Origin of the sequence: Legionella taurinensis (genome assembly GCF_900452865.1) — a bacterium.
GTDB lineage: Bacteria > Pseudomonadota > Gammaproteobacteria > Legionellales > Legionellaceae > Legionella_C > Legionella_C taurinensis.
The window spans coordinates 1290260-1309812 of sequence record NZ_UGOZ01000001.1 but is presented as its reverse complement, the minus strand read 5'-3'; the positions used below and the strand labels follow the sequence as shown (position 1 = coordinate 1309812).

Sequence of the window (19553 nt, the reverse complement as noted above, 5' to 3'; positions counted from 1 at the left end):
AGCAGGCCATTCTAGCACATCTGCCTTTAAGAAAGAAAAAGCCTTCTTTTTACAATTTCTGCAGTAAATAACGAGAATATTTACAGAATTTTGATTTTTTGCTTAAGGATGAATTAAGACTTCAGGACTACCATGGTGTTTATCTAAAAAACACAATTATTACAAATAGGCCAAAGGATTGCCGTATAACCTCGAGGGCTTATTATGAGTACCAATCAAAACGATGTAGGTAACCAGATAAAAAAAGACAGCGCAACGACTGAGAAATCCCCGTTTCGATTCCTACCGCTCACTCAGCACGACCTGTTACGTAACCCTTATGTGGAGGGTGTCATTCGCGTTTTTGGCACCAGCGTCGCTGTTGCCACGATTCTGCATCCCATGGACGTGATGATGACCCGCTTTCGCTCACAGGGCTATGCCCCCATGATGGCCAACCACCAGTTCTTTTCGAAATTGTTTACCGGCTTTTTAACGACACAAAAACAGGCTGCACTTAAAAACATGGTTATTGCCAACAAGGAAAAGGTGAATGACCACGTCGGGGAAATGATTGGCGAACATGAGAACAAAGTGTTTAAAAAATACGGCGAGATGCTGGTCACCACAGTCATTGTAGGGGGAATTGATACTATTCTTACCCAATATTACGCCAATAAACGGATTCTCGATGCGTTAGGGGATAAAATCGAACTCTCTTTGGGTCAAAAATTTCAGTTTGCGAAAGAAGGCATGCTGACGCGCGGCGGACGCAATTTTGTCACCACGTTAGCCTGCATTGGGGCGACAACCACTGTCAGCGAATTCATTAATCCATTGATTCCTAAAAACGATCATGTGTTCGCCCATACCGCAGCCACCTCCGTCATTTCCGGATTTGCCATCTCGCCCTTCGCCAGTATATTGGACAATGTCTATCAGGAAAAAATTCGGCAGGTCAATAAGGATACGTTAAAAACGCCGCCACTGACTGAGATGTTCATGCATTTGTGGCAGCAAGGCGGCGTGCGACGGCTGGTTCGCGGGGCCGGCATGGGGGGATTCTATAATGTTATCGCCTTTGGGGTGATCAATGGGGTAGCAGAAGTGATGAATACCCACCTCTTCCCGCGTCAGCCTACCTCCCGCGTCAGTCAACAGGGTTCATTTTTTACACCGGAGATTAAAAACGAACCCAAAATCACCGCACCCGCGATAGAGGAGACCGGCAGTCAGCCACCAACGCCCACAACGCCAAAGTAAGCTGGAGCAAGCCATGCAGGCCAGGGAAGGCTACTGTCGCTCAGCGAGGTTGGTTACTCTGCTGAGACACGCTTTCTTGCTGAGTTGACGTGTCGCCTACCGGCGCTTTGGTCTTGTTGACCGAGTGGCTGGCAAAATAACCCAGAACCAGGCTTTGCAGACCTAAATTGGCCAGCGTCATCACCGTTTCAGGCTTTGGTGTAAAAAAACGAAGCATAATGCACCTTCACAAGAAATAAAAACCCGCCATTATATACGGTATTCGGTTTCCCAGTACAGGCTTGTCAGGCATGGGCCTGATGCGGATCAAAGGCATCCCTGACCGCGTCAGCAAACAGATTGCTCGCCAAAACCAGGGTGAACATAAAGACAAAGGCGGCGAGCATCGGCCACCACACCACCGGTTCCCGCGCCAATTCAAGGCGCGCGCCATTGATCATATTTCCCCAACTGATGGTCATCGGCGACACCCCGACGCCCACATAGGATAAAACAGCCTCTGCCAGCACCAGAAAACTGAAATCAAGCACCAGAGTAATAACCACGATGTGCATGACATTGGGCAGCAGATGCTTGCGCAGAATACGGAAAGAACTGCTGCCGAGCGCGCGGGCAGCCATGACGTAATCAATTTCACGCAGCTTCAGGGCCTCGGCCCGTAACAGACGACAAAGACTTGTCCAGCTGGTTACCCCAAGGATGAGGCACAGAGCAAATAAACGGGCATCCGCACTTTCATGCAGCGTGGCAAATTGCTCCGGGTGATTGGCAATGTAGGTTTGCATCGACAGCACGGAGGCGGTAATCAGCAAGACGCCCGGAATAGAACTTAAGGTGGTGTAAATGTACTGGATCACATCATCAATAACCCCGCCAAAATAGCCCGCAGCAATGCCTAAAAGCAATGCCAAAGGCAGCATAAACAAAGTCGTCAGCAGGCCGATGACCAAGCCGGTGCGTATGCTTTTAATGGTGTAATAAAAAATATCCTGGCCAATTTTGCCGGTGCCGAACAAATGCAGATGCCGTGAAATCCAGTAGCTGGCCAATGCCACGAACAGGCATAAAAAGAACACCAGCAACGGTAAGACATGCCGGCCCCGGGGCAGCCATGGCCGTGCGCTTGACTTAAACTGAATCCCGATAAAAACGCCCCAGACCAACGCGGTTATCAGCATGGCTGTGCCGGCGGCTTTCAGCAGAACGCTTATTAAGAACTGTTCTTTTTCCTGCTGGTTATGAATTGTTGCAGCCGGGTACTGCAGCCGCGGATAAATCTGCCGCGCTTTCCCATCGACCAACACGGTTTCGGTGCTGAATAAATTCAAGGCGAGCGGTGCAGAATACGTTTTCTCATACGTTTGTCCAAGGGGTGCCAATAACCGCTCTAACAGGGTACTGGCCTTGGCGTTGTCGTTTGACACGTTATCGGGTTTGTCTTTCACATGAATGGAATCAAGAATGCCAATCACCAGAAAAAAACCCAAAACAATACCGGCGCTGACTGAGAGAGGCTTCCTGAATAATTGTTTAAACGCACGACGGTTGTGTTCCCGGCGCAGACTGTAAAGCGTGAGCAGCAAACCAATCACCAGTACGCCAAGAAAGCATTGATCAGTCCATAAGAATGTTATCATCAGCCTAACCTCACACGCGGATCCACCAAAGTGTAGGAAATATCGGTCAGAATAAGACCAACAATGTACAAAATCGAACCTAAGAACACCATGGCCCTGACGATGGCAAAATCCTGCTGCTGGATTGCATCAATGATGTAACTGCCCAATCCCGGCACACCAAAAAACGATTCAAGCACCAAGCTTCCCATAAACAGCGAAGGGATAATCACCACCACGCCCGTGAGAATCGGCAGCATGGCATTTTTTAATACATGGCGAAACAAAACGCGAATCTCCGACAGGCCTTTAGCCCGTGCCGTTTTCACGTAGTCGCGATTCATCTCTTCCAAAAACAACGTGCGATACCAGCGCGCTCCAGCGCCCAGCCCGCCAATGACTGCGACAATCACCGGCAAGGCAATGAATTTGATGCTTTCAACGCCGCCGTCATAACCGGAAATTGGCACCCATTTTAACAGTTTGCCAAAAAGGTACTGCCCGCCGATGATGTAAAAAAGGCTCGAAATGGACATGAGGATAATGCAAAGCACCACGCCGCTGATATCGAGGTAGGTGGAGCGGAAAAACGCCATGGCCATGGCAAACACAATATCAACCAGCATGCCAATCAACAGAACCGGCAAGGCAATGGCAAGGCTTGGCCACATGCGATGTGAGATGTCGTAACTGATGTCCCTGCCCTCGTCGGACACGCCGAAATCAAACGAAAAAAGCCGTAAGGATTTTTCAAAAAAAAGCGTGTCGGTCAAGCGATTAATGCCGTCCTGTTGTTCATTGTAAAAGAGGGGTAAATCGTAACCGTGCTGGGCTTTCCATTGCTGAATGGCCTCCTGCTTGATGTGCTTTTGCCCAAGGTGCATTCTGGCCATGTCATCGGGTGAATTGACCATAAAAAAAAGCGCGAAGGTAATCAGATTAATCCCCAGTAAAATAGGAATCGTGTAAACAAGGCGTCTGAATAAATAGGCAATCATCCCCGCATCCTCTTAGCCATTTGCTGCTCTTTTCTGCGGTAAGCCGCAAACAGGGGCAAAAACACCAGTAACAGAACGATGAACGCAACACCTAAAGGCCAGAATATCGGTTGATTCCACTCCTGCCGGTATTGATTACGCTCAGCGACATTCACGGCCAAATACTTCAGCAAATCCACATTAAAGGCACCGGGCTTGGTTGGTGAAATCCACTGATGCGACAAGGTCATGGTTTCGCTGTTAATGCCGAAGGCCCAGGGCGCGTCATGCCGGACAATGTCCACCATGCGATCAATGAGTTTCATGCGCTCGTCATCACTGGGTCTGTTTTTCATCTCATCAAACAAACGATCATACTCTTTGTTCTCATAATTCGCCGCATTTTCTCCGCCATACTTCACCTTGCCGTTACGGCCATACAGCATAAATAGAAAATTCTCAGGATCCGGGTAATCGGCATTCCACCCCCAACTGAAAATCTGGGCATTGCCATCACGCATTTTTTCCTGGAAGCGATTGTACTGTGTACCCCGAATGTTTAAATCAATGCCAATTTTAGCGAATTGCTTAATCATCCAATCGAGCACTGCCTTGTCGTCAGGCCCACCGGCGACCGGCACATCGTAATGCAGAATTAAATGCCGTCCGGTTTCAGGATTAATCCCGTCCGGGTACCCCGCCTGACGCATCAGTGCCCGGGCTTCTTCAATGGTGCGGCGTTGCGGAGCCTTGCCATCCCAGGTGTAAACGTAGGGGTTGATGCCTTCCTTGCCCTGGCGGTAACCAAATATTCCTGGTGGAATCGGTCCTTGTGCCGCCTGGCCGCGGCCATTAAAGAAGATAGCAATGTTTTCATCAAAATTAACGGCGATGGAAATGGCCAAGCGCAATTTTCTGGCCCTTTCGCCAGACCCGCCGACCACGGGATCCAGCATGTTAAAACCCAGATAATAAATGGTTGGATCGATGGTTTGGGTGAGGCGAATCCGTTTGTCTTTCATGCTTTCAGTCAGCGTAGGTTCGCCGGAATCACCTATCTGAATGGCCTGATCAAAACTGTCGGCGGAAATACCGGATAAATCATAATAGCCCTGCAGGAATTTATTCCAACGCGGGATGGTTTCTTTTTCCAGGGTGTAAATGGCCTTGTCAATCAGGGGCAACGGTTGGCCCACGTGCTTAAGATAGCCCGCTTGCCTGTCTTCCTCACTGCCCTCGCCGCTGAAAATCTCCTGGGCATAGTGGGGATTTTTCTGCAGGACCATTTGCCGGTTGGGATTGTTTTCAATCAGCATGAACGGGCCAGTACCGATGGGATACCAATCAAACGTCAGATTTTTATCATCCATGTCAGGCTGGCTATAGAATTGATCTGCCTCCCAGGGGATGGGTGAAAAAAAGGGCATGGCCAACCAGAATAAAAATTGCGGGTATTGCCCCTTTAACGTAATTTCGAAAGTGTAATCATCGATTTTTTTAACGCCTTCAAGCGGGTACTTGCGCAAATCAAGAAACACCCCGCGCTTGACTGGCGGCAGCGAAGCAGCAAAGGCTTTAAAGCCAACGATGTGTTCACTCATCAACCCGTAAATGGACGAACTCACGGCGGGCGATGCCAGCCGTTTGATTTCATAAATAAAATCATCGGCAATCAATTCCCGCGTTCCGGTCTTGGGAAAATCCGACAATTTACTGATGTCGTTGTCTTCAAGGTAGTCTGCTGGCAAATCAAGATACAGAGGGTGCCCGCTCTTGTCTTTAGCCAGGGCCGGATGGGGTTGATAAAAAATACCCGGCTTAATTTGAATGGTGTACACACTGTAAGCCGTCTTGCTGGCGTCTGCCTCAGGCAAGGGGTTATGGTTTTCATCGAGGTAACGGACAACAGGCATAGCCGCTGCACTACGCGGTATCAATTCATAGGGACGTTTCAGGTAATCGTATTTAAGCGGCGGTTCGTAAATCTGCCCGATGAATTGGTATTCATTACTGGAGTAGGAGCGTGCGGGATCAAGGGTTTTCGGCTGCTCTGCAAACGACGAGTAGTACACTTTTTCCTGCGATTCATTGTCAGGATAAGGGTCATTCAGCACGAGGCACCAGGCAGACGGCGTCAACAACAGGAAGATACATAACAAAAGTAAGCTGCTTTTGCGTAGTATGTTCAAATGATGAATCCTTTCCTTAAATGCCTGATTATCCGATACTATGATGGGAGCACCGACTGCTTTAGTCAAGACAGCCGGTTAAGAAATTCCTGCTCATTGAGTATGGTAACCCCAAGATCCATGGCTTTATCGAGTTTGGAACCCGCCTCAACGCCGGCAATGACGAAATCGGTTTTCGCTGACACGCTGCCTGTCACTTTGGCACCCACCGCATGAAGCCTGGCTTTGGCATCCTCACGACCCATGCTGCTTAACGTGCCGGTCAGGACAACCGTTTTACCAAAGAACGGGTGGGTATTGTCCACGGTTTTCGGACTGGCAATCGGCCAGTGAATGCCGGCGGCTAATAATTTGTCAATCACCAGAACATTATGCGCCTGAGCAAAAAACTGCACCACATGGTGGGCGACCACCGGGCCAATGTCCCTGAGCACGAGCAATTGCTCCATCGTGGCGGCTTTGAGGTTGTCAATCGTCTGAAATTCATCCGCCAGAACCTGGGCGCTGACTTCACCCACTTCACGAATCCCCAGCGCATACAGGAAACGCCGGAAGGTCGTGGTTTTGCTCTTTTCCAGGGATTGCAGTAAATTTTCCGCGGATTTAAGCCCCATGCGCGGCAAGGCGGCAACCTGCATCACATCAAGCGTGTAGAGATCGCCCACATCCAGAATTAATTTCTCTTCCACCAATTGATCAATGATCACGCGCCCAAGTCCATCAATGCCCATCGCACGCCGCGATGCAAAATGCCAGATCATTCGTTTTAACTGCGCCCCGCAGAACAATCCTCCCGTGCAACGGGCCACGGCTTCCCCCTCTTCCCGGACCACATCCGCCCCGCAAACCGGGCAATGGGCCGGCAATTCAATGGGTTTGATGTCGCCAGGGCGTTTTTCCATCACCACGGACACCACCTCCGGGATCACATCACCGGCGCGGCGAATGATGACCGTATCGCCAAGATGGATGTCCTTGCGCTGGATTTCATCCATGTTATGCAGGGTGGCATTGCTGACGGTCACGCCGGAAACGGTCACCGGTTGCAAACGCGCCACCGGCGTCAGAGCGCCGGTACGGCCCACCTGAAAATCAACGGCGATGAGTTGGGTCATTTCCTCCTGCGCCGGGTACTTGTGAGCGCAGGCAAAACGCGGCGCACGGGCCACAAAGCCAAGTTTTTTCTGTAGGGGAATACTGTCGAGCTTATATACCACGCCATCGATTTCATAGGGCAAGGCATCCCGCCGCCTGGCCATGGTATGGTAATAGTCAAGACAACCGTCAATGCCAATGACCCGCTGGCTCTCTGGCGACACGCGAAACCCCATGGTTTTAAGCCATTGCAACTGCTCAAAATGGGTGTCGGGTAACGACGCGCCCTCGCATTCGCCGATGCCGTAGCAATAGATTGCCAAGGGACGGCTTGCGGTAATGCCCGCGTTAAGCTGGCGCAGACTGCCGGCCGCCGCATTGCGCGGGTTGGCAAAAGTTTTTTCTCCCGCCAGCCTCGCCTTTTCATTCATCGCTTCAAAACCAGCTTTGGGCATGTAGACTTCCCCGCGAATTTCCACAAACGCCGGCGGATTGGGGCTGTGCAGTTTGAGGGGAACTGCGGCAATGGTTTTAATGTTATTGGTGATGTTTTCACCCACGGCGCCATCGCCGCGGGTGGCTGCAGACACCAGCAGGCCGTGCTCGTAGGTTAGATTGACCGCCAGGCCATCGAGCTTCAATTCACAGGTAAACACCAAACCCGCCGGATCACACTCGAGGCGATCGGCGACCCGTTTGAAAAAGGCCCGCAATTCGTCATCAGTAAACACGTTGCCCAGGGATAACATCGGGACGCGATGGGCGACCGGTTCAAAGGCGACAGCGGCATGGCCGCCTATGCGCTGCGTTGGGGAATCCGACGTGACCAGTTGAGGGTATTGTGTTTCCAATTGTTGTAGATTTTTAAAGCAACGGTCGTATTCACTGTCCGGCACCAACGGAGTATCAAGCACGTAATAATGATAATCATATTCTCTGATTTTCTCGCGAAGCGCATCCAGGGTTTGAACAATCTCGTCCTGAGTTTTTACCGTCTCTGTCATGGAGGTTAGTCATCGAAAATAAAAAAACAAAGTCTAGCATAATTATAGGCAAGACACAGTAAAGCGCCTGCCGCTTAAGCGTGTTTACCTAACCAATTAATGCGCACGGCAAGGACCGATTTATTCCTCTTTTTCTTGCCGTCAAACTCCCGATTATGGTATAGATACCGCTTGGCTTTTAAACAGGGCTTTTAAGAAATGGACTTATCACGATTTTTTTTCTGTTTGTTATTCTTTGCTTTTTCCAGCGTCAGCTTTTCCGCCTCCTCTCCCGATAACCTCGGTATCGCTTTCATTCACGGCACCAATGATCACCGTACCGATGCCAATGGCGGGTATTGGAAAAAAGACTTCATTGCCTACATGGCTGAGTCGTTACCAAACCCTGACAATTATTGGGTTGTCGCCTGCGATTACAGTCAGTACATGTGGCATGAAGACGCCGCCGGATGCACCGCCGATCAATTGCTGGCGTTCATCAAGGCCAAAAAAATAGGTAAACTGGTTGTCTACACCCACTCCAACGGCGCCAATGTGCTGCGCTGGATTCTGTCCAATCCCACTTACGATAAGCGGTATTACAAATTAAGCCGCCGGATTGCAGACGTCATTGCCATTGCTCCCTCAAGCGGCGGTACGCCGTTAGCAGACGAGGTGATGGACGGCAACATTTTTGAATCCTCGCTCGGTTGGCTGCTTGGCTATCGCAATGACTCAGTCCGTCAACAACGCGTAGGCGACATGGCTCTGTTCAACGACGAATTGCTCCTGGGTACGCCGGGACGGTTGTCTCTGCCGGTTTCTTTCCGCACCGTGATTGGCACCGACGTCACCGCTTCGCCCTTCTCTTCCGCCAGCTATTGCAATGGTTATTTTCTCAATGCCGGATTAAAAATCACCAAAATTTATCTGGACAAGTGTTCAGACGGTTTTTTAAATTGCGTGTCGCAACAACTGGCCGGCGATCTCTGGTTTATTGACATCAACCGAACGCAGGACGGCATCCCTTTAAGTCATAATCAAAGCCGCCATTCCTGCTTTGGTCTGGAGCACCTATTACGCGATGATCTCTTGTTACAAGGAGTTAGAAAGTGAGAGCAACTTATTTACTGATGGTGTCTGCCTTATGGGCAGGCCAAAGCCTGGCATTCACTTTACCCCAGGAAGCCGTGCATCCCTATGAGTGCGATCATTGCGAATCGTTGTCGCATGACAATTTAAGCAGCGATTGGCCGACCAATCATCTGCCGCTTGGCCATGAAACCATGCACTCCCAGAAAAGCAATAAGTACAGCCTGAGAACCACCCTTCAGCAGTTAAGTCAGGGGGTCGCATTGCAGACGCTTGCCCCGGGTGCAATCATCCGTATCAGCCCTGCGGCCGCGAATTCCCGCCTTAAGCTGAATTTCAATCTGGAGACAGAGGCCCATCAGGTGCTTCCCCTGAAAGAGGCTTCTGCCCTGTTCGCCGACGAGGAGGGGCTGAAAGAATCCGCTTTTGGCGGTGAAAGCCTCATGGCCATGCAACTGAAACCCGAACTCGGTTCTGGCCGTTTCATTCTGAAAAGTGATCCGGTGAAAGGCCATGAGCAGGATGCCTATATCATTCATGTGTTTGATCAAGGGTCCAATGCTTACCTGACGGTGGCCACCGATAAGGCGCGTTATCATTATGGGGATGAGTTGATTGCAACCTTCAGTTTACGGGACGATGCCGTAGGCTACCCCATCGATGTTATTACTGCCAATCTGGTCACTCCGGATGGCAATCAACGGGCGCTGACGCTTGAAAAAGTCTCCTGGGATGTTTACCAGGCCAAGGTAATGCTGCGTTCTGAAAAGGGATTTCACGGTGAAAACTGGTACATTGAAGCGCAGGTGGATACTGATGTCGGCGGCCGCAATGTCAAGCGCCAGGCGCACACCGCCTTTTCCTACACCATTCCGTCAGCGGCAGTAAGAAGCATTAATCGGGACAATACGGCCGAACCATTTCAATTCAAAGCCCACGTCGAAGTCGCCACCGGCAGCCGTTACGCGCTGCAGGCCGTTTTGTTTGCGACCAACGACCAGGGTGACGTGATTCCTGTCGATACGGTGCAATCCGCCGCCTGGTTCGCCACGGGCCTTAATGAATTGAATTTCAGTTTTCATCCCGAAGAAAGCACGACATACAAAGCCCCCTATTACTTAGGAGCCCTGCAATTGACGGATTACGGTCAGTTAAAAGCGGTCTATGAGTACAGCCCGTTAATTCCGCTTCAACAGATAGGACAGGAATGAGTTTTTTTCAACAGCTCACTGCCTTGCAGGGTGTGGCCATTGCCGCAGCCCTGCACTTTTTTTTAAGCCTCGGGCTGTTTAGAAAACTAGCTCAGTTGCGTCGCCAATACCATCAGAACCAAGAAAAAACCCAGCTGCTTTTGGTTGATGAATTACACAAGCTTCATCTGTCGCTCAATGAGCAATTGCACGCCAGCCAGACACCGCTTGTTGAGCGGATAACTCAGGGGCAATTAAACAGCCAGCGTCTTATCAGTGAAACCGTTCAACGCCACATGACCGATGTCCGTGAGCAGATTGGCCACAGCTTTAAACAACATGCCGGCTCACTGACCTCGCATCTGCAATCGCTGACGGAAGAAATACGCAACCACCTGCACTCGCTTACCCAACAGGTTAACCATAAACTGACGGAAGGATTTGAAAAAACCTCCACCACGTTTACCGATGTGGTTCGGCGTTTAACCATCATCGACGAGGCGCAGAAGAAAATCACCGAACTGTCGTCCCATGTCGTCAGCCTGCAGGATGTGCTGGTAGACAAACGCGCACGCGGCGCCTTTGGCGAAGTGCAGCTGGCCGCGCTGATCGACAACATGATTCCCGCCAACCATTACCGCATGCAGCACACCTTGTCCAATCAACGACGAGCCGATTGCGTATTGTTTTTGCCTGAGCCGACAGGGCACATTGTCATTGATGCCAAATTTCCGCTCGAAACCTACCAGAAACTGATGAACAATGCCTTGTCGTTGGCTGAGCGCAAGCCCTTGCAACAACAGTTTCGCCAAGACCTGCAAAAACACATTAAGGACATCGCCGAGAAATACATTATTCCCGGAGAAACCACTGACAGCGCCATGATGTTCATTCCGGCTGAGGCCATTTTTGCCGAAATCCATGCCAATTACCCCGAGGTGATCGCCCTTTCGCAACGCCTGAAAGTCTGGCTCGTCTCACCGAGCACCCTGATGGCCGTGTTAACCACGGCGCGCGCTGTGTTAAAAGACGATGCCACGCGGACTCAGGTTCATATTATTCAAAAACATCTACACGCACTGGCCGACGATTTTCAGCGCTTCGAAAAGCGCATGGATAAACTGTCCAAACACATTGATCTCGCCCATCATGACGTGGGCGAGGTCACAACCTCTGCCCGCAAAATCGCCCAGCGTTTTCAAAAGATTGAGGCTGTTGATCTGGATTCAGACTCCCTGGTTCTGCCGCAAGCCCTGGAAAAGATGGAACCCTAGTCATTCATGCAGTACCAATCGCTGCATAGCGTGTGAGCGAAGTGTTACAGGCGAATAAACCCCGCCGAATAACTTCTTTTTCATCAGAAACTTATGATATGCTCAACAGATGATAACCTGGGGAAACGCAATGCGCTTATTCAGTTCGATATTCTTCCTTTGCCTGCTCGCTCCGAGCTTTTCACCTGTTTTTGCCGGTTCATGCGCACCCAATACCCAGGGGGTGTGTCAGGATCAGTGCCCGCGCAATTGCAACGTTGATGTCTGCTGTGCACAAATGGGAGGCATCAATTACTGCGACTCCTCCGCTGGCCGCTATGTTTGCAATAATGGTTATTATTCGTCCTGCTATTGTACCCGTCATGCGGTGATGGATCTGCAATTGCTTCCCGGCTGCTGCCTCTGGCAAGGCGGCGTGTTTACCGTCAATGAACTGGGCGTGGTGCTTTGCAACGACGGCAGTATTTCCGAACTCTGTTCATTACAACCCAACACAACCCCCACTGTTTCAGTGACGCCCTGGTAAATGCCTACCCTGCCGCGTGGTCTAAAACCCTGGACAATCGCGGCAGGAGACCTCATAATTGCGGATTTTATTCGACATTATTCATGACCATATCGCTGATAGACATCAAGGATGTGAGCAAATCGTATGGCAATACCCTCATTCTTGATCGCTTAAATCTCACGGTTTATAACGGGGAATTTCTTACCCTGCTTGGCCCCTCAGGGTGTGGAAAAACCACGCTGCTGCGTTTAATTTCCGGCTTTGAGCAACCCAGCGAAGGTGAAATTTACATCAATGGGCAATGCGTCAACGCCCTGCCCCCGCAAAAACGCGATGTGCATACCGTTTTTCAAAGCTATGCGCTGTTTCCGCACTTGTCCGTGTTTGAAAATGTCGCCTTTGCGCTGCGATGCAAACGCATTGCCGAGGATGAAATAAGGACCCGTGTTCTTGAGGCCCTGCGTCTGGTGCAGCTTGAGTCTTTTTCCAATCGCAATATCAGGCAGTTAAGCGGCGGCCAGCAGCAGCGAGTGGCCATTGCCCGGGCGATCATTAACCGCCCGCAGGTGCTGTTGCTCGATGAGCCCTTAAGTTCGCTCGACTACCGCCTGCGCAAAGCCATGCAGTACGAATTAAAGCAAATCCAGAAAACCTTGAACATGACCTTCGTTTTTGTCACCCATGATCAGGAAGAAGCCTTGTCCATGTCGGATCGCATCGTGGTGTTTAATCTGGGCCACATCGAACAGGTCGGCACCCCGCGTGAGGTGTATGAAACCCCGGCTAACCTGCACGTGGCCAGCTTTATCGGCGAAGCCAATATTTTTAACGCCGACGTCATCGCGGCGGATACCGACGAATTAACCACCACCATCGAAGACGTCCGCATTCAATGCAAAAACACCGGCCATTATCAGGTCGGGGATAAGGTGCATGTGATTGTGCGGCCCGAAGACATTCGGGTGTGGAGCCTGTCGGAGGTCACGGAGCCGCGCGGCATGCTGCCGGGCAAAATCCTGGACATTATCTACAAAGGCTCCACGGTGGATTTGAAAGTTGCCCTCCCGTCAGGCGCCGTGATCAATGCCTCGGAATTTTTTGATGAAGATGATGACAAGCTGGAATATGCCCTTCATGAAACGGTCTGGGTGGAATGGCTGCCAGGTTGGGAGGTCCTGTTGCCTTATGAAAACTAAATCCCTGTCATTGACGCTTTTTTATGGCTGGCTGTTACTGTTTAGTTTTCTTCCACTTTCGCTGGTGGTGATCGCGAGTTTTTTATCCAGAGACAGTGTTCATCTGGTGACTCTGCCGTTTACTCTGGATAACTACACGGCCTTAATTGACCCGGTGTTTGCTAAAATTTTCCTGCGCTCCGTGGGTATTGCTCTGATTACGACCGTGCTCTGCCTGTTGATTGCCTACCCCTTCAGTTATTTAATGATTAAATCCCGGCATCAATCCCTGCTGTTACTGCTTATTATTATTCCATTCTGGACCAGTTCGCTGGTCCGTACCTATTCCTTGATTGCCATCCTTAAATTCAAAGGGGTATTAAACGCTATCCTCCTTAAACTGCACCTGATTGAGACGCCTCTGTCGCTGCTTTATTCCAACTTCGCTGTGATATCCGGCCTGGTGTATAACCTCTTTCCTTTCATGGTGCTCCCATTATTTACCAACATGGAACGCTTTGATTTCCGCCTGATTGAAGCGGCAAAAGATTTAGGCGCTAACCGATGGGCTATTTTTTGGCGGGTATTTTTACCCAATACGGCAAGCGGCATTGTGTCAGGCAGCCTGCTGGTTTTTTTACCGGCAATGACCCTGTTTTATATCCCCAATGTCTTAGGCGGCGCCCGTTCCATCCTGCTTGGCAATTTAATCCAGAACCAATTTCTGGTGGTAGAGAACTGGCCGCAGGGCTCGGCCACCAGCGTTGTGCTGACTTTGCTACTGGTTTTACTCCTGGTTTTCTATCGAGGCCTGAATAAGGAGGTTACCCATTGAAGTCACTTGCCCGGCAAGCTTTTTTATTTTGCGTCTATGCCATGCTCTACATTCCGATTCTGGTGTTGGTGATTTATTCATTCAACAACGCCAAATTCTCACTGCAGTGGCATGGTTTTTCTCTGCGATGGTATACCGAACTGTTTCATGATCGCGGCTTGTGGGCTGCGTTCAGCAATTCCGTGATTTTAGGTTTGTGCGCAGCCGCAGCCGCCACCGTGATTAGCCTTCTTGCCTGCGTGCAATTGTTCCTTTTTAAAACCCGTCATCGCACATTTCTTTATACCCTGCTGTTGCTGCTCATTATCATCCCTGATTTGGTTTTAGGTGTTGCCCTGCTGATTTTCTTTAATGTGTCGCAGATTCCTTTAGGTTTCACCAGCCTGTTGATTGCTCACATCACCTTTTGTATTCCCTTTGTCATGATTACCATTAATACCCGCATCAACACGCTGAATCCCAACATTTATTTCAGTGCCCTTGATTTAGGGGCCAGCCGCTACGCGGCCTTGACTAAAATCCTGCTGCCCCTGTTATGGCCAGGGATATTAAGCGGCTTCCTTTTGTGTTTTACCCTGTCATTTGACGATGTCATTATCAGTTATTTTGTCGCCGGCCCTGATTTTAATATCCTGCCTTTGACGATTTATTCCCTGGTACGGGCCGGCGTAACCCCGGAGTTAAATGCCTTGTGTTCCTTTACCTTTGCACTGTCCATGATTTTAGTCATTGTGGCTCATCGGCTTGCGAGTAAAAAAATATGACCCGCGTTTTGCTTTTTCTGACTGTTTTTTTTACCTCCGCCGCGTTTGGGGAGAAAGTCGTCAATGTGTATGTCTGGGGCGGCGAGATCCCCAAAAAAGTCGTTCAGCAGTTTGAACATGACACCGGTATTAAAGTTAATTTTTCAACCTATGACAGCAATGAGACGCTCTTTGCCAAATTAAAAGCCAGCAACAGCAGCATTTATGATGTCATCCTGCCTTCGGCCTATTATGTCGAACGCATGCGCAAACTCAACATGCTGACTCGGCTTGATCCTGATCGCTTGCCCAATATAAACCATGTGGATGAAAAATTTTCGCACAATGATTACGATAAGGGCAATCATTTCAGCGTTCCCCTGGTTTGGGGAGCAACGGGCATATTCTTTAATCAACAACGGGTGAGCCATCCGCCAGCCTACTGGCGTGAACTGTGGCAGCCGCAATGGCGCAATCAGTTAATGCTGCTTGATGATTCCCGCGAAGTCTTCGCCATAGCTCTCATGAGCCTCGGTTTTGATCCAAACGATCGCGATCCTAAGCACATTGATGCAGCTTACCAGCATTTACTGCAATTGGTTCCCAACATTAAACTGTTTGCCAGCGACAGCATTCAAGCCATTATGATTGATGAAGACGCTTCCCTGGGTTCCGCGTGGAATGGCGATGCCTTTAAAGCCCAGGCGGAGAATAAAGCGATTGGCTTTTCCTACCCTCTGGATGGTTTTGTGGTTTGGGTGGATTGCCTGGCCATTCCTGTCAATCCGCCGCATCCCGAGGAGGCATATGCCTTTATTGATTATCTGCTCAAACCCGAGGTGAGTGAGCAAATTGCCCTGAAGGAAGGCCATGCCATTACCAACCGCGAAGCCTGGCTTAAATTACCTGCCTCTATTCGTGATAACCGCCTGGTTTACCCGGATGCGGAAACCATGAAGAGAGCCCATTTTCAGCGGGATGTCGGGGAAGAAACGCTGGCGCTCTACAACAGCTATTGGGAACAATTGAAACTGGCGTTTTAGTGCTGCTTTCCTGCCTTCCCGCTTGAGCTAAAGAGAACGACTTTAACCATTCTCTTCTTTTTTAATCTCTTTGGTATCCGGTAAATCGCTAATGCGGCGATCGGGATAGAGTTGTTTAACGCCCCGATAAAACGAGCCTTCGGCGTTAAGGACTGCGAGAATATACCCTTCTTTCCCGTCTAAAAATCCGCGCTGTAAAATCAAGCAGCGGAAAAACATCCAGCCTGCCGAAAACAGGATACTGATAAAGGACGGCGGCTTGCCTTCTTTGCGGCGGCTTCTTGCGGTGTAAGACGAGTAGCGGTTCATTTTGGCAATGGCATGACTTAAATCCTGATAGGAGTGATGAAGTATGCTTTGTTTTAATTTTTCGACCTTCGCCTCAGGCGGCAGCACCACTTTTTCATGGACAATGTCATCGCTGTAACGCGCGCCTTCCCGCTTGAACAAGCGAATGTGGCGTTTGGGGCTTGAGGAATAGCGCATGGGCTTGCCATAAAAATTCATGTAAATGGGGATACGGTAGGCGTCTGCTTCGTTTAAATCCATGGCTTGTTGAATGGCAAATTTTAAGCCCTCACTGACCGACTCGTCTGCATCGAGGTTAAGGACCCAATCACCCGTCGCCACCGACAACGCACGTTGCTTTTGAACACCATAACCCTGCCAATCGGTCAAATAAATGTTATCGGTGTATTTTTTGGCAATTTCCACCGTCTGATCCGTACTGCCTGAATCCAGAACAATGATTTCATCAGCCCACTTAACCGACTCCAGGCATCGCTGGATATTGGCTGCCTCATTTTTAGCAATAATAATGACACTTAACATAAAATCCAATTACTCCGATTCAACTGTTGGTTTCGGTAAACCGTTTAACATAAAAAAATATCCACATGACTGTGGATATTTTGATAACGGGCTTCTAATAGGAATGACTTTAGCACACACCCTCACGGTAATCATGGCTGTCAAAATGCAGTTTACCGTCCTTCACTTTCAAGGTGACGTGGCCACCATTGGATAATTTTCCAAACAGCAACTCATCGGCCAGGGGTTTTTTGATGTTTTCCTGAATGAGGCGAGCCATCGGTCGTGCGCCCATGGCTTTATCATAGCCATGTTCAATCAGCCATTCCCGCGCGGCTTTATCGACTTTAAACGTGACCCCTTTATTACTCAATTGCTCATCAAGTTCCATGATGAACTTATCAACAACCAGGCCAATGGTCACGTTGTCCAGCGGTGCGAAATTAATGATGGCATCCAGTCTGTTTCTGAATTCTGGACTGAATTGACGCTTAATCACTTCCAAGCCGTCATTGCTGTTGTCCTGGAGGGAGAAGCCAATCGAATTTCGACTGATTTCACTGGCGCCGGCATTGCTGGTCATGACCAAAATCACATGACGGAAATCCGCCTGACGGCCATTGGTATCGGTTAAGGTACCGTGGTCCATGATTTGCAGAAGCAGGTTAAAGACGTCCGGATGCGCTTTTTCAATTTCATCAAGCAGTAGAACGGAATGGGGGTTTTTGGTGACCGCTTCGGTCAGCAAACCGCCCTGATCATAACCCACATACCCTGGAGGGGCCCCGATCAAACGGGATACGGTGTGCTTCTCCATGTACTCCGACATATCAAAACGCAGCAATTCAATACCCAGGACATTCGCTAACTGGCGTGTGACTTCCGTTTTACCTACCCCGGTGGGGCCGGCAAACAGGAAGCATCCGACCGGTTTTTGCGGTTCACGCAGACCGGAGCGGGCCAGTTTAATGGCGGAGGCTAAGGCAGTGATGGCAATGTCTTGACCATAAACCAGTAATTTAAGGTCACGCTCCAGGTTACGCAGGGTGTCTTTATCCCGCGCAGACACTTTTTTAACCGGTATGCGGGCTATTTTAGCTACCACGCTTTCAATCTCTGTCACGCTGATGATTTTACGACGTTTATTGGCAGTCAACAGGTTTTGATACGCGCCGGCCTCATCCACCACATCAATGGCCTTATCCGGTAAGAAACGATCATTGATGTATTTTGCCGACAGTTCAGCCGCCGCTTTCAAGGCTGGAATGGAGAATTTAACCCCATGATGCTCTTCAAGACGTCCTTTTAAGCCCTTAAGAATTTCAAAGGTTTCTTCCACAGACGGTTCTGTGATGTCAATTTTTTGGAAACGCCGAGCCAGGGCGCGATCTTTTTCAAAAATACCGCGGTATTCCTGGTACGTGGTTGAACCGATGCATTTCAGCTCGCCATTGGCCAGCAGGGGTTTAATGAGGTTTGAGGCATCCATTACGCCGCCTGAGGCAGCACCAGCACCAATGATGGTATGAATTTCATCGATGAATAGAACAGCGCCTTCTTGATGACCTAATTGCTTCAGGACGGCTTTTAACCGTTTTTCAAAATCGCCGCGGTATTTGGTACCCGCCAGCAATGCCCCCAAATCCAGGGAGTAAACGATGCAATTTTGAATGGCCTCAGGCACCTCGCCATCAACAATGCGGCGGGCCAGGCCTTCAGCAATGGCCGTTTTGCCCACACCGGCTTCACCCACCAGCAGGGGGTTGTTTTTGCGGCGGCGGCAAAGCACCTGGATGGTGCGTTGGATTTCTTCGTGGCGGCCAATCAATGGGTCAATTTTGCCCATTCTGGCGCGTTTGTTTAAATTGGTGCAATAACTTTCGAGTGGCGACTCCGTGCCTTCACCAGACATCATTTCTTCGTCCATGGAGGAGTTCATGCCTTCGTTAAGGTCATTATTATGGTACTTGGAGACCCCATGGGAGATGTAATTAATGACATCCAGACGGGTAATGTTTTCACGGCGCAGAAAATACACCGCCTGACTTTCCTGTTCACTGAATATGGCAGCGAGTACGTTAGCACCGGTCACTTCGGTTTTTCCGGCGGATTGGACATGGAAGACTGCGCGCTGCAGGACGCGTTGAAAACCCAGGGTGGGTTGTGTTTCTCTATCGAGTTCATCATCCGGGATTCGCGGCGTGGTTTCATCAATGAATTCAATCAGATCACGGCGAAGGGCATCGATGTTCGCATCACAGGCCTGCAACACATTGCCTGCTGCAGGATTATCGAGCAAGGAAAGGAGTAGATGTTCAACGGTCATGAATTCATGACGTTTCTCTTTGGCTTCCTTAAAAGCAAGGTTTAAGGTGAATTCAAGTTCTTTGTTTAACATTTCTTTGCTCCTCTCAACCCCACCACCAATTATTCGGGCTCCATGGTACATAATAAGGGATGTTCATTCGCTCTGGCAAAATCGTTAACCTGAGCGACCTTTGTTTCTGCGATATCCCTCGTAAACACCCCACACACACCCTTACCAACAAAATGAACCTGCAACATCACCTGTGTAGCCAATTGCTCGCTTAACTGAAAAAAACGCTTTAACACACTCACTACAAATTCCATGGGGGTGTAGTCATCATTGAGCATGATTACTCTGAATTTTTTAGGTTGTTTGAGTGCAGGCAGTACTTCTGCTTCCGCTGTCCTGCGCTCGACAATTTCCTCTAAAAATTGCCCGCTCATTTTCTTACACCCTTTACTAATTTTATAGAC

Annotated in this window: 17 protein-coding genes; 9 read left to right on the top strand and 8 right to left on the bottom strand. The window is 49.6% G+C overall.

The features are described 5' to 3' along the window. The first annotated feature begins 204 nt into the window (after positions 1-204). A complete protein-coding gene (locus DYE45_RS06100; RefSeq protein WP_108293659.1) occupies positions 205-1242 on the top strand; it encodes a hypothetical protein in 1038 nt (345 codons plus the stop codon). Positions 1243-1282: 40 nt separating this feature from the next. On the opposite strand, the gene DYE45_RS14675 is transcribed toward DYE45_RS06100, so the two are convergent. The 5 genes from DYE45_RS14675 to ligA all read right to left on the bottom strand — a co-directional run bounded on the left by DYE45_RS14675 (position 1283) and on the right by ligA (position 8123). Beyond that, the gene (locus DYE45_RS14675; RefSeq protein ID WP_160160686.1) at positions 1283-1459 is read right to left on the bottom strand and encodes a hypothetical protein; all 177 of its coding nucleotides are present in this window, start codon (positions 1457-1459) and stop codon (positions 1283-1285) included. Positions 1460-1526: 67 nt separating this feature from the next. After that, the gene (locus DYE45_RS06095; protein WP_115300608.1) at positions 1527-2879 is read right to left on the bottom strand and encodes an ABC transporter permease; all 1353 of its coding nucleotides are present in this window, start codon (positions 2877-2879) and stop codon (positions 1527-1529) included. After that, positions 2879-3856: an ABC transporter permease gene (locus tag DYE45_RS06090; protein WP_108293655.1), complete on the bottom strand. Its 978-nt coding sequence runs from the start codon at positions 3854-3856 to the stop codon at positions 2879-2881. The genes DYE45_RS06095 and DYE45_RS06090 overlap by 1 nt, the downstream gene beginning before the upstream one ends. Continuing rightward, positions 3853-6024: an ABC transporter substrate-binding protein gene (locus tag DYE45_RS06085; protein ID WP_165481684.1), complete on the bottom strand. Its 2172-nt coding sequence runs from the start codon at positions 6022-6024 to the stop codon at positions 3853-3855. Before DYE45_RS06085 ends, DYE45_RS06090 begins: the two co-directional genes overlap by 4 nt. Before the next feature lie 65 nt (positions 6025-6089). Further along, positions 6090-8123 carry an NAD-dependent DNA ligase LigA gene (gene ligA, locus DYE45_RS06080; protein WP_115300607.1) on the bottom strand — a complete coding sequence of 678 codons (2034 nt, stop codon included), beginning with the start codon at positions 8121-8123 and terminating at the stop codon, positions 6090-6092. A gap of 198 nt (positions 8124-8321) precedes the next feature. Between ligA and DYE45_RS06075 the strand changes: the two genes are divergently transcribed. The 8 genes from DYE45_RS06075 (at position 8322) to DYE45_RS06040 (ending at position 15962) form a co-directional block, all read left to right on the top strand. Then, positions 8322-9218 (top strand): hypothetical protein, encoded by an 897-nt coding sequence (locus DYE45_RS06075; RefSeq protein WP_108293651.1) that lies wholly within the window; start codon positions 8322-8324, stop codon positions 9216-9218. After that, positions 9215-10405, top strand: coding sequence for a DUF4785 domain-containing protein (locus DYE45_RS06070; RefSeq protein ID WP_115300606.1), 1191 nt, complete (start codon positions 9215-9217; stop codon positions 10403-10405). The genes DYE45_RS06075 and DYE45_RS06070 overlap by 4 nt, the downstream gene beginning before the upstream one ends. Beyond that, complete coding sequence (locus tag DYE45_RS06065) at positions 10402-11658, top strand: DNA recombination protein RmuC (RefSeq protein WP_115300605.1); 1257 nt, start codon at positions 10402-10404, stop codon at positions 11656-11658. The genes DYE45_RS06070 and DYE45_RS06065 overlap by 4 nt, the downstream gene beginning before the upstream one ends. A 130-nt stretch (positions 11659-11788) precedes the next feature. Continuing rightward, positions 11789-12184: a neurogenic locus notch gene (locus DYE45_RS06060; protein WP_242602683.1), complete on the top strand. Its 396-nt coding sequence runs from the start codon at positions 11789-11791 to the stop codon at positions 12182-12184. A gap of 83 nt (positions 12185-12267) precedes the next feature. Then, positions 12268-13362, top strand: coding sequence for a spermidine/putrescine ABC transporter ATP-binding protein PotA (gene potA / locus DYE45_RS06055; protein ID WP_115300604.1), 1095 nt, complete (start codon positions 12268-12270; stop codon positions 13360-13362). Continuing rightward, positions 13352-14176: an ABC transporter permease gene (locus tag DYE45_RS06050; protein ID WP_108293643.1), complete on the top strand. Its 825-nt coding sequence runs from the start codon at positions 13352-13354 to the stop codon at positions 14174-14176. The genes potA and DYE45_RS06050 overlap by 11 nt, the downstream gene beginning before the upstream one ends. Positions 14177-14217: 41 nt before the next feature. After that, positions 14218-14940: an ABC transporter permease subunit gene (locus DYE45_RS06045; RefSeq protein WP_370447882.1), complete on the top strand. Its 723-nt coding sequence runs from the start codon at positions 14218-14220 to the stop codon at positions 14938-14940. Beyond that, positions 14937-15962, top strand: a complete 1026-nt coding sequence (locus DYE45_RS06040; RefSeq protein ID WP_108293639.1) for an ABC transporter substrate-binding protein — start codon at positions 14937-14939, stop codon at positions 15960-15962. Before DYE45_RS06045 ends, DYE45_RS06040 begins: the two co-directional genes overlap by 4 nt. Positions 15963-16004: 42 nt before the next feature. Here the strand turns inward: DYE45_RS06040 and DYE45_RS06035 are convergent, their stop codons facing one another. The 3 genes from DYE45_RS06035 to clpS form a co-directional block, all read right to left on the bottom strand. Continuing rightward, on the bottom strand, positions 16005-16793 hold the full coding sequence (locus DYE45_RS06035; RefSeq protein WP_108293637.1) for a glycosyltransferase family 2 protein: 789 nt from the start codon (positions 16791-16793) through the stop codon (positions 16005-16007). A 109-nt stretch (positions 16794-16902) separates the two neighbouring features. Next, positions 16903-19170: an ATP-dependent Clp protease ATP-binding subunit ClpA gene (gene clpA / locus DYE45_RS06030; RefSeq protein WP_058532205.1), complete on the bottom strand. Its 2268-nt coding sequence runs from the start codon at positions 19168-19170 to the stop codon at positions 16903-16905. Between the two features lie 29 nt (positions 19171-19199). Beyond that, a complete protein-coding gene (gene clpS, locus DYE45_RS06025) occupies positions 19200-19523 on the bottom strand; it encodes an ATP-dependent Clp protease adapter ClpS (RefSeq protein ID WP_058532204.1) in 324 nt (107 codons plus the stop codon). Positions 19524-19553: the final 30 nt, after the last annotated feature.

Excerpts from the sequence above, each read along its gene's own strand:
- DYE45_RS06100 (WP_108293659.1), top strand. The coding sequence starts at position 205 with ATGAGTACCAATCAAAACGATGTAGGTAACCAGATAAAAAAAGACAGC.
- ligA (WP_115300607.1), bottom strand. The coding sequence starts at position 8,123 with ATGACAGAGACGGTAAAAACTCAGGACGAGATTGTTCAAACCCTGGAT.
- potA (WP_115300604.1), top strand. The coding sequence starts at position 12,268 with ATGACCATATCGCTGATAGACATCAAGGATGTGAGCAAATCGTATGGC.
- DYE45_RS06060 (WP_242602683.1), top strand. The coding sequence starts at position 11,789 with ATGCGCTTATTCAGTTCGATATTCTTCCTTTGCCTGCTCGCTCCGAGC.
- clpA (WP_058532205.1), bottom strand. The coding sequence starts at position 19,170 with ATGTTAAACAAAGAACTTGAATTCACCTTAAACCTTGCTTTTAAGGAA.
- clpS (WP_058532204.1), bottom strand. The coding sequence starts at position 19,523 with ATGAGCGGGCAATTTTTAGAGGAAATTGTCGAGCGCAGGACAGCGGAA.
- DYE45_RS06040 (WP_108293639.1), top strand. The coding sequence starts at position 14,937 with ATGACCCGCGTTTTGCTTTTTCTGACTGTTTTTTTTACCTCCGCCGCG.
- DYE45_RS06035 (WP_108293637.1), bottom strand. The coding sequence starts at position 16,793 with ATGTTAAGTGTCATTATTATTGCTAAAAATGAGGCAGCCAATATCCAG.
- DYE45_RS06090 (WP_108293655.1), bottom strand. The coding sequence starts at position 3,856 with ATGATTGCCTATTTATTCAGACGCCTTGTTTACACGATTCCTATTTTA.
- DYE45_RS06065 (WP_115300605.1), top strand. The coding sequence starts at position 10,402 with ATGAGTTTTTTTCAACAGCTCACTGCCTTGCAGGGTGTGGCCATTGCC.
- DYE45_RS06050 (WP_108293643.1), top strand. The coding sequence starts at position 13,352 with ATGAAAACTAAATCCCTGTCATTGACGCTTTTTTATGGCTGGCTGTTA.
- DYE45_RS06075 (WP_108293651.1), top strand. The coding sequence starts at position 8,322 with ATGGACTTATCACGATTTTTTTTCTGTTTGTTATTCTTTGCTTTTTCC.
- DYE45_RS14675 (WP_160160686.1), bottom strand. The coding sequence starts at position 1,459 with ATGCTTCGTTTTTTTACACCAAAGCCTGAAACGGTGATGACGCTGGCC.
- DYE45_RS06045 (WP_370447882.1), top strand. The coding sequence starts at position 14,218 with ATGCTCTACATTCCGATTCTGGTGTTGGTGATTTATTCATTCAACAAC.
- DYE45_RS06095 (WP_115300608.1), bottom strand. The coding sequence starts at position 2,879 with ATGATAACATTCTTATGGACTGATCAATGCTTTCTTGGCGTACTGGTG.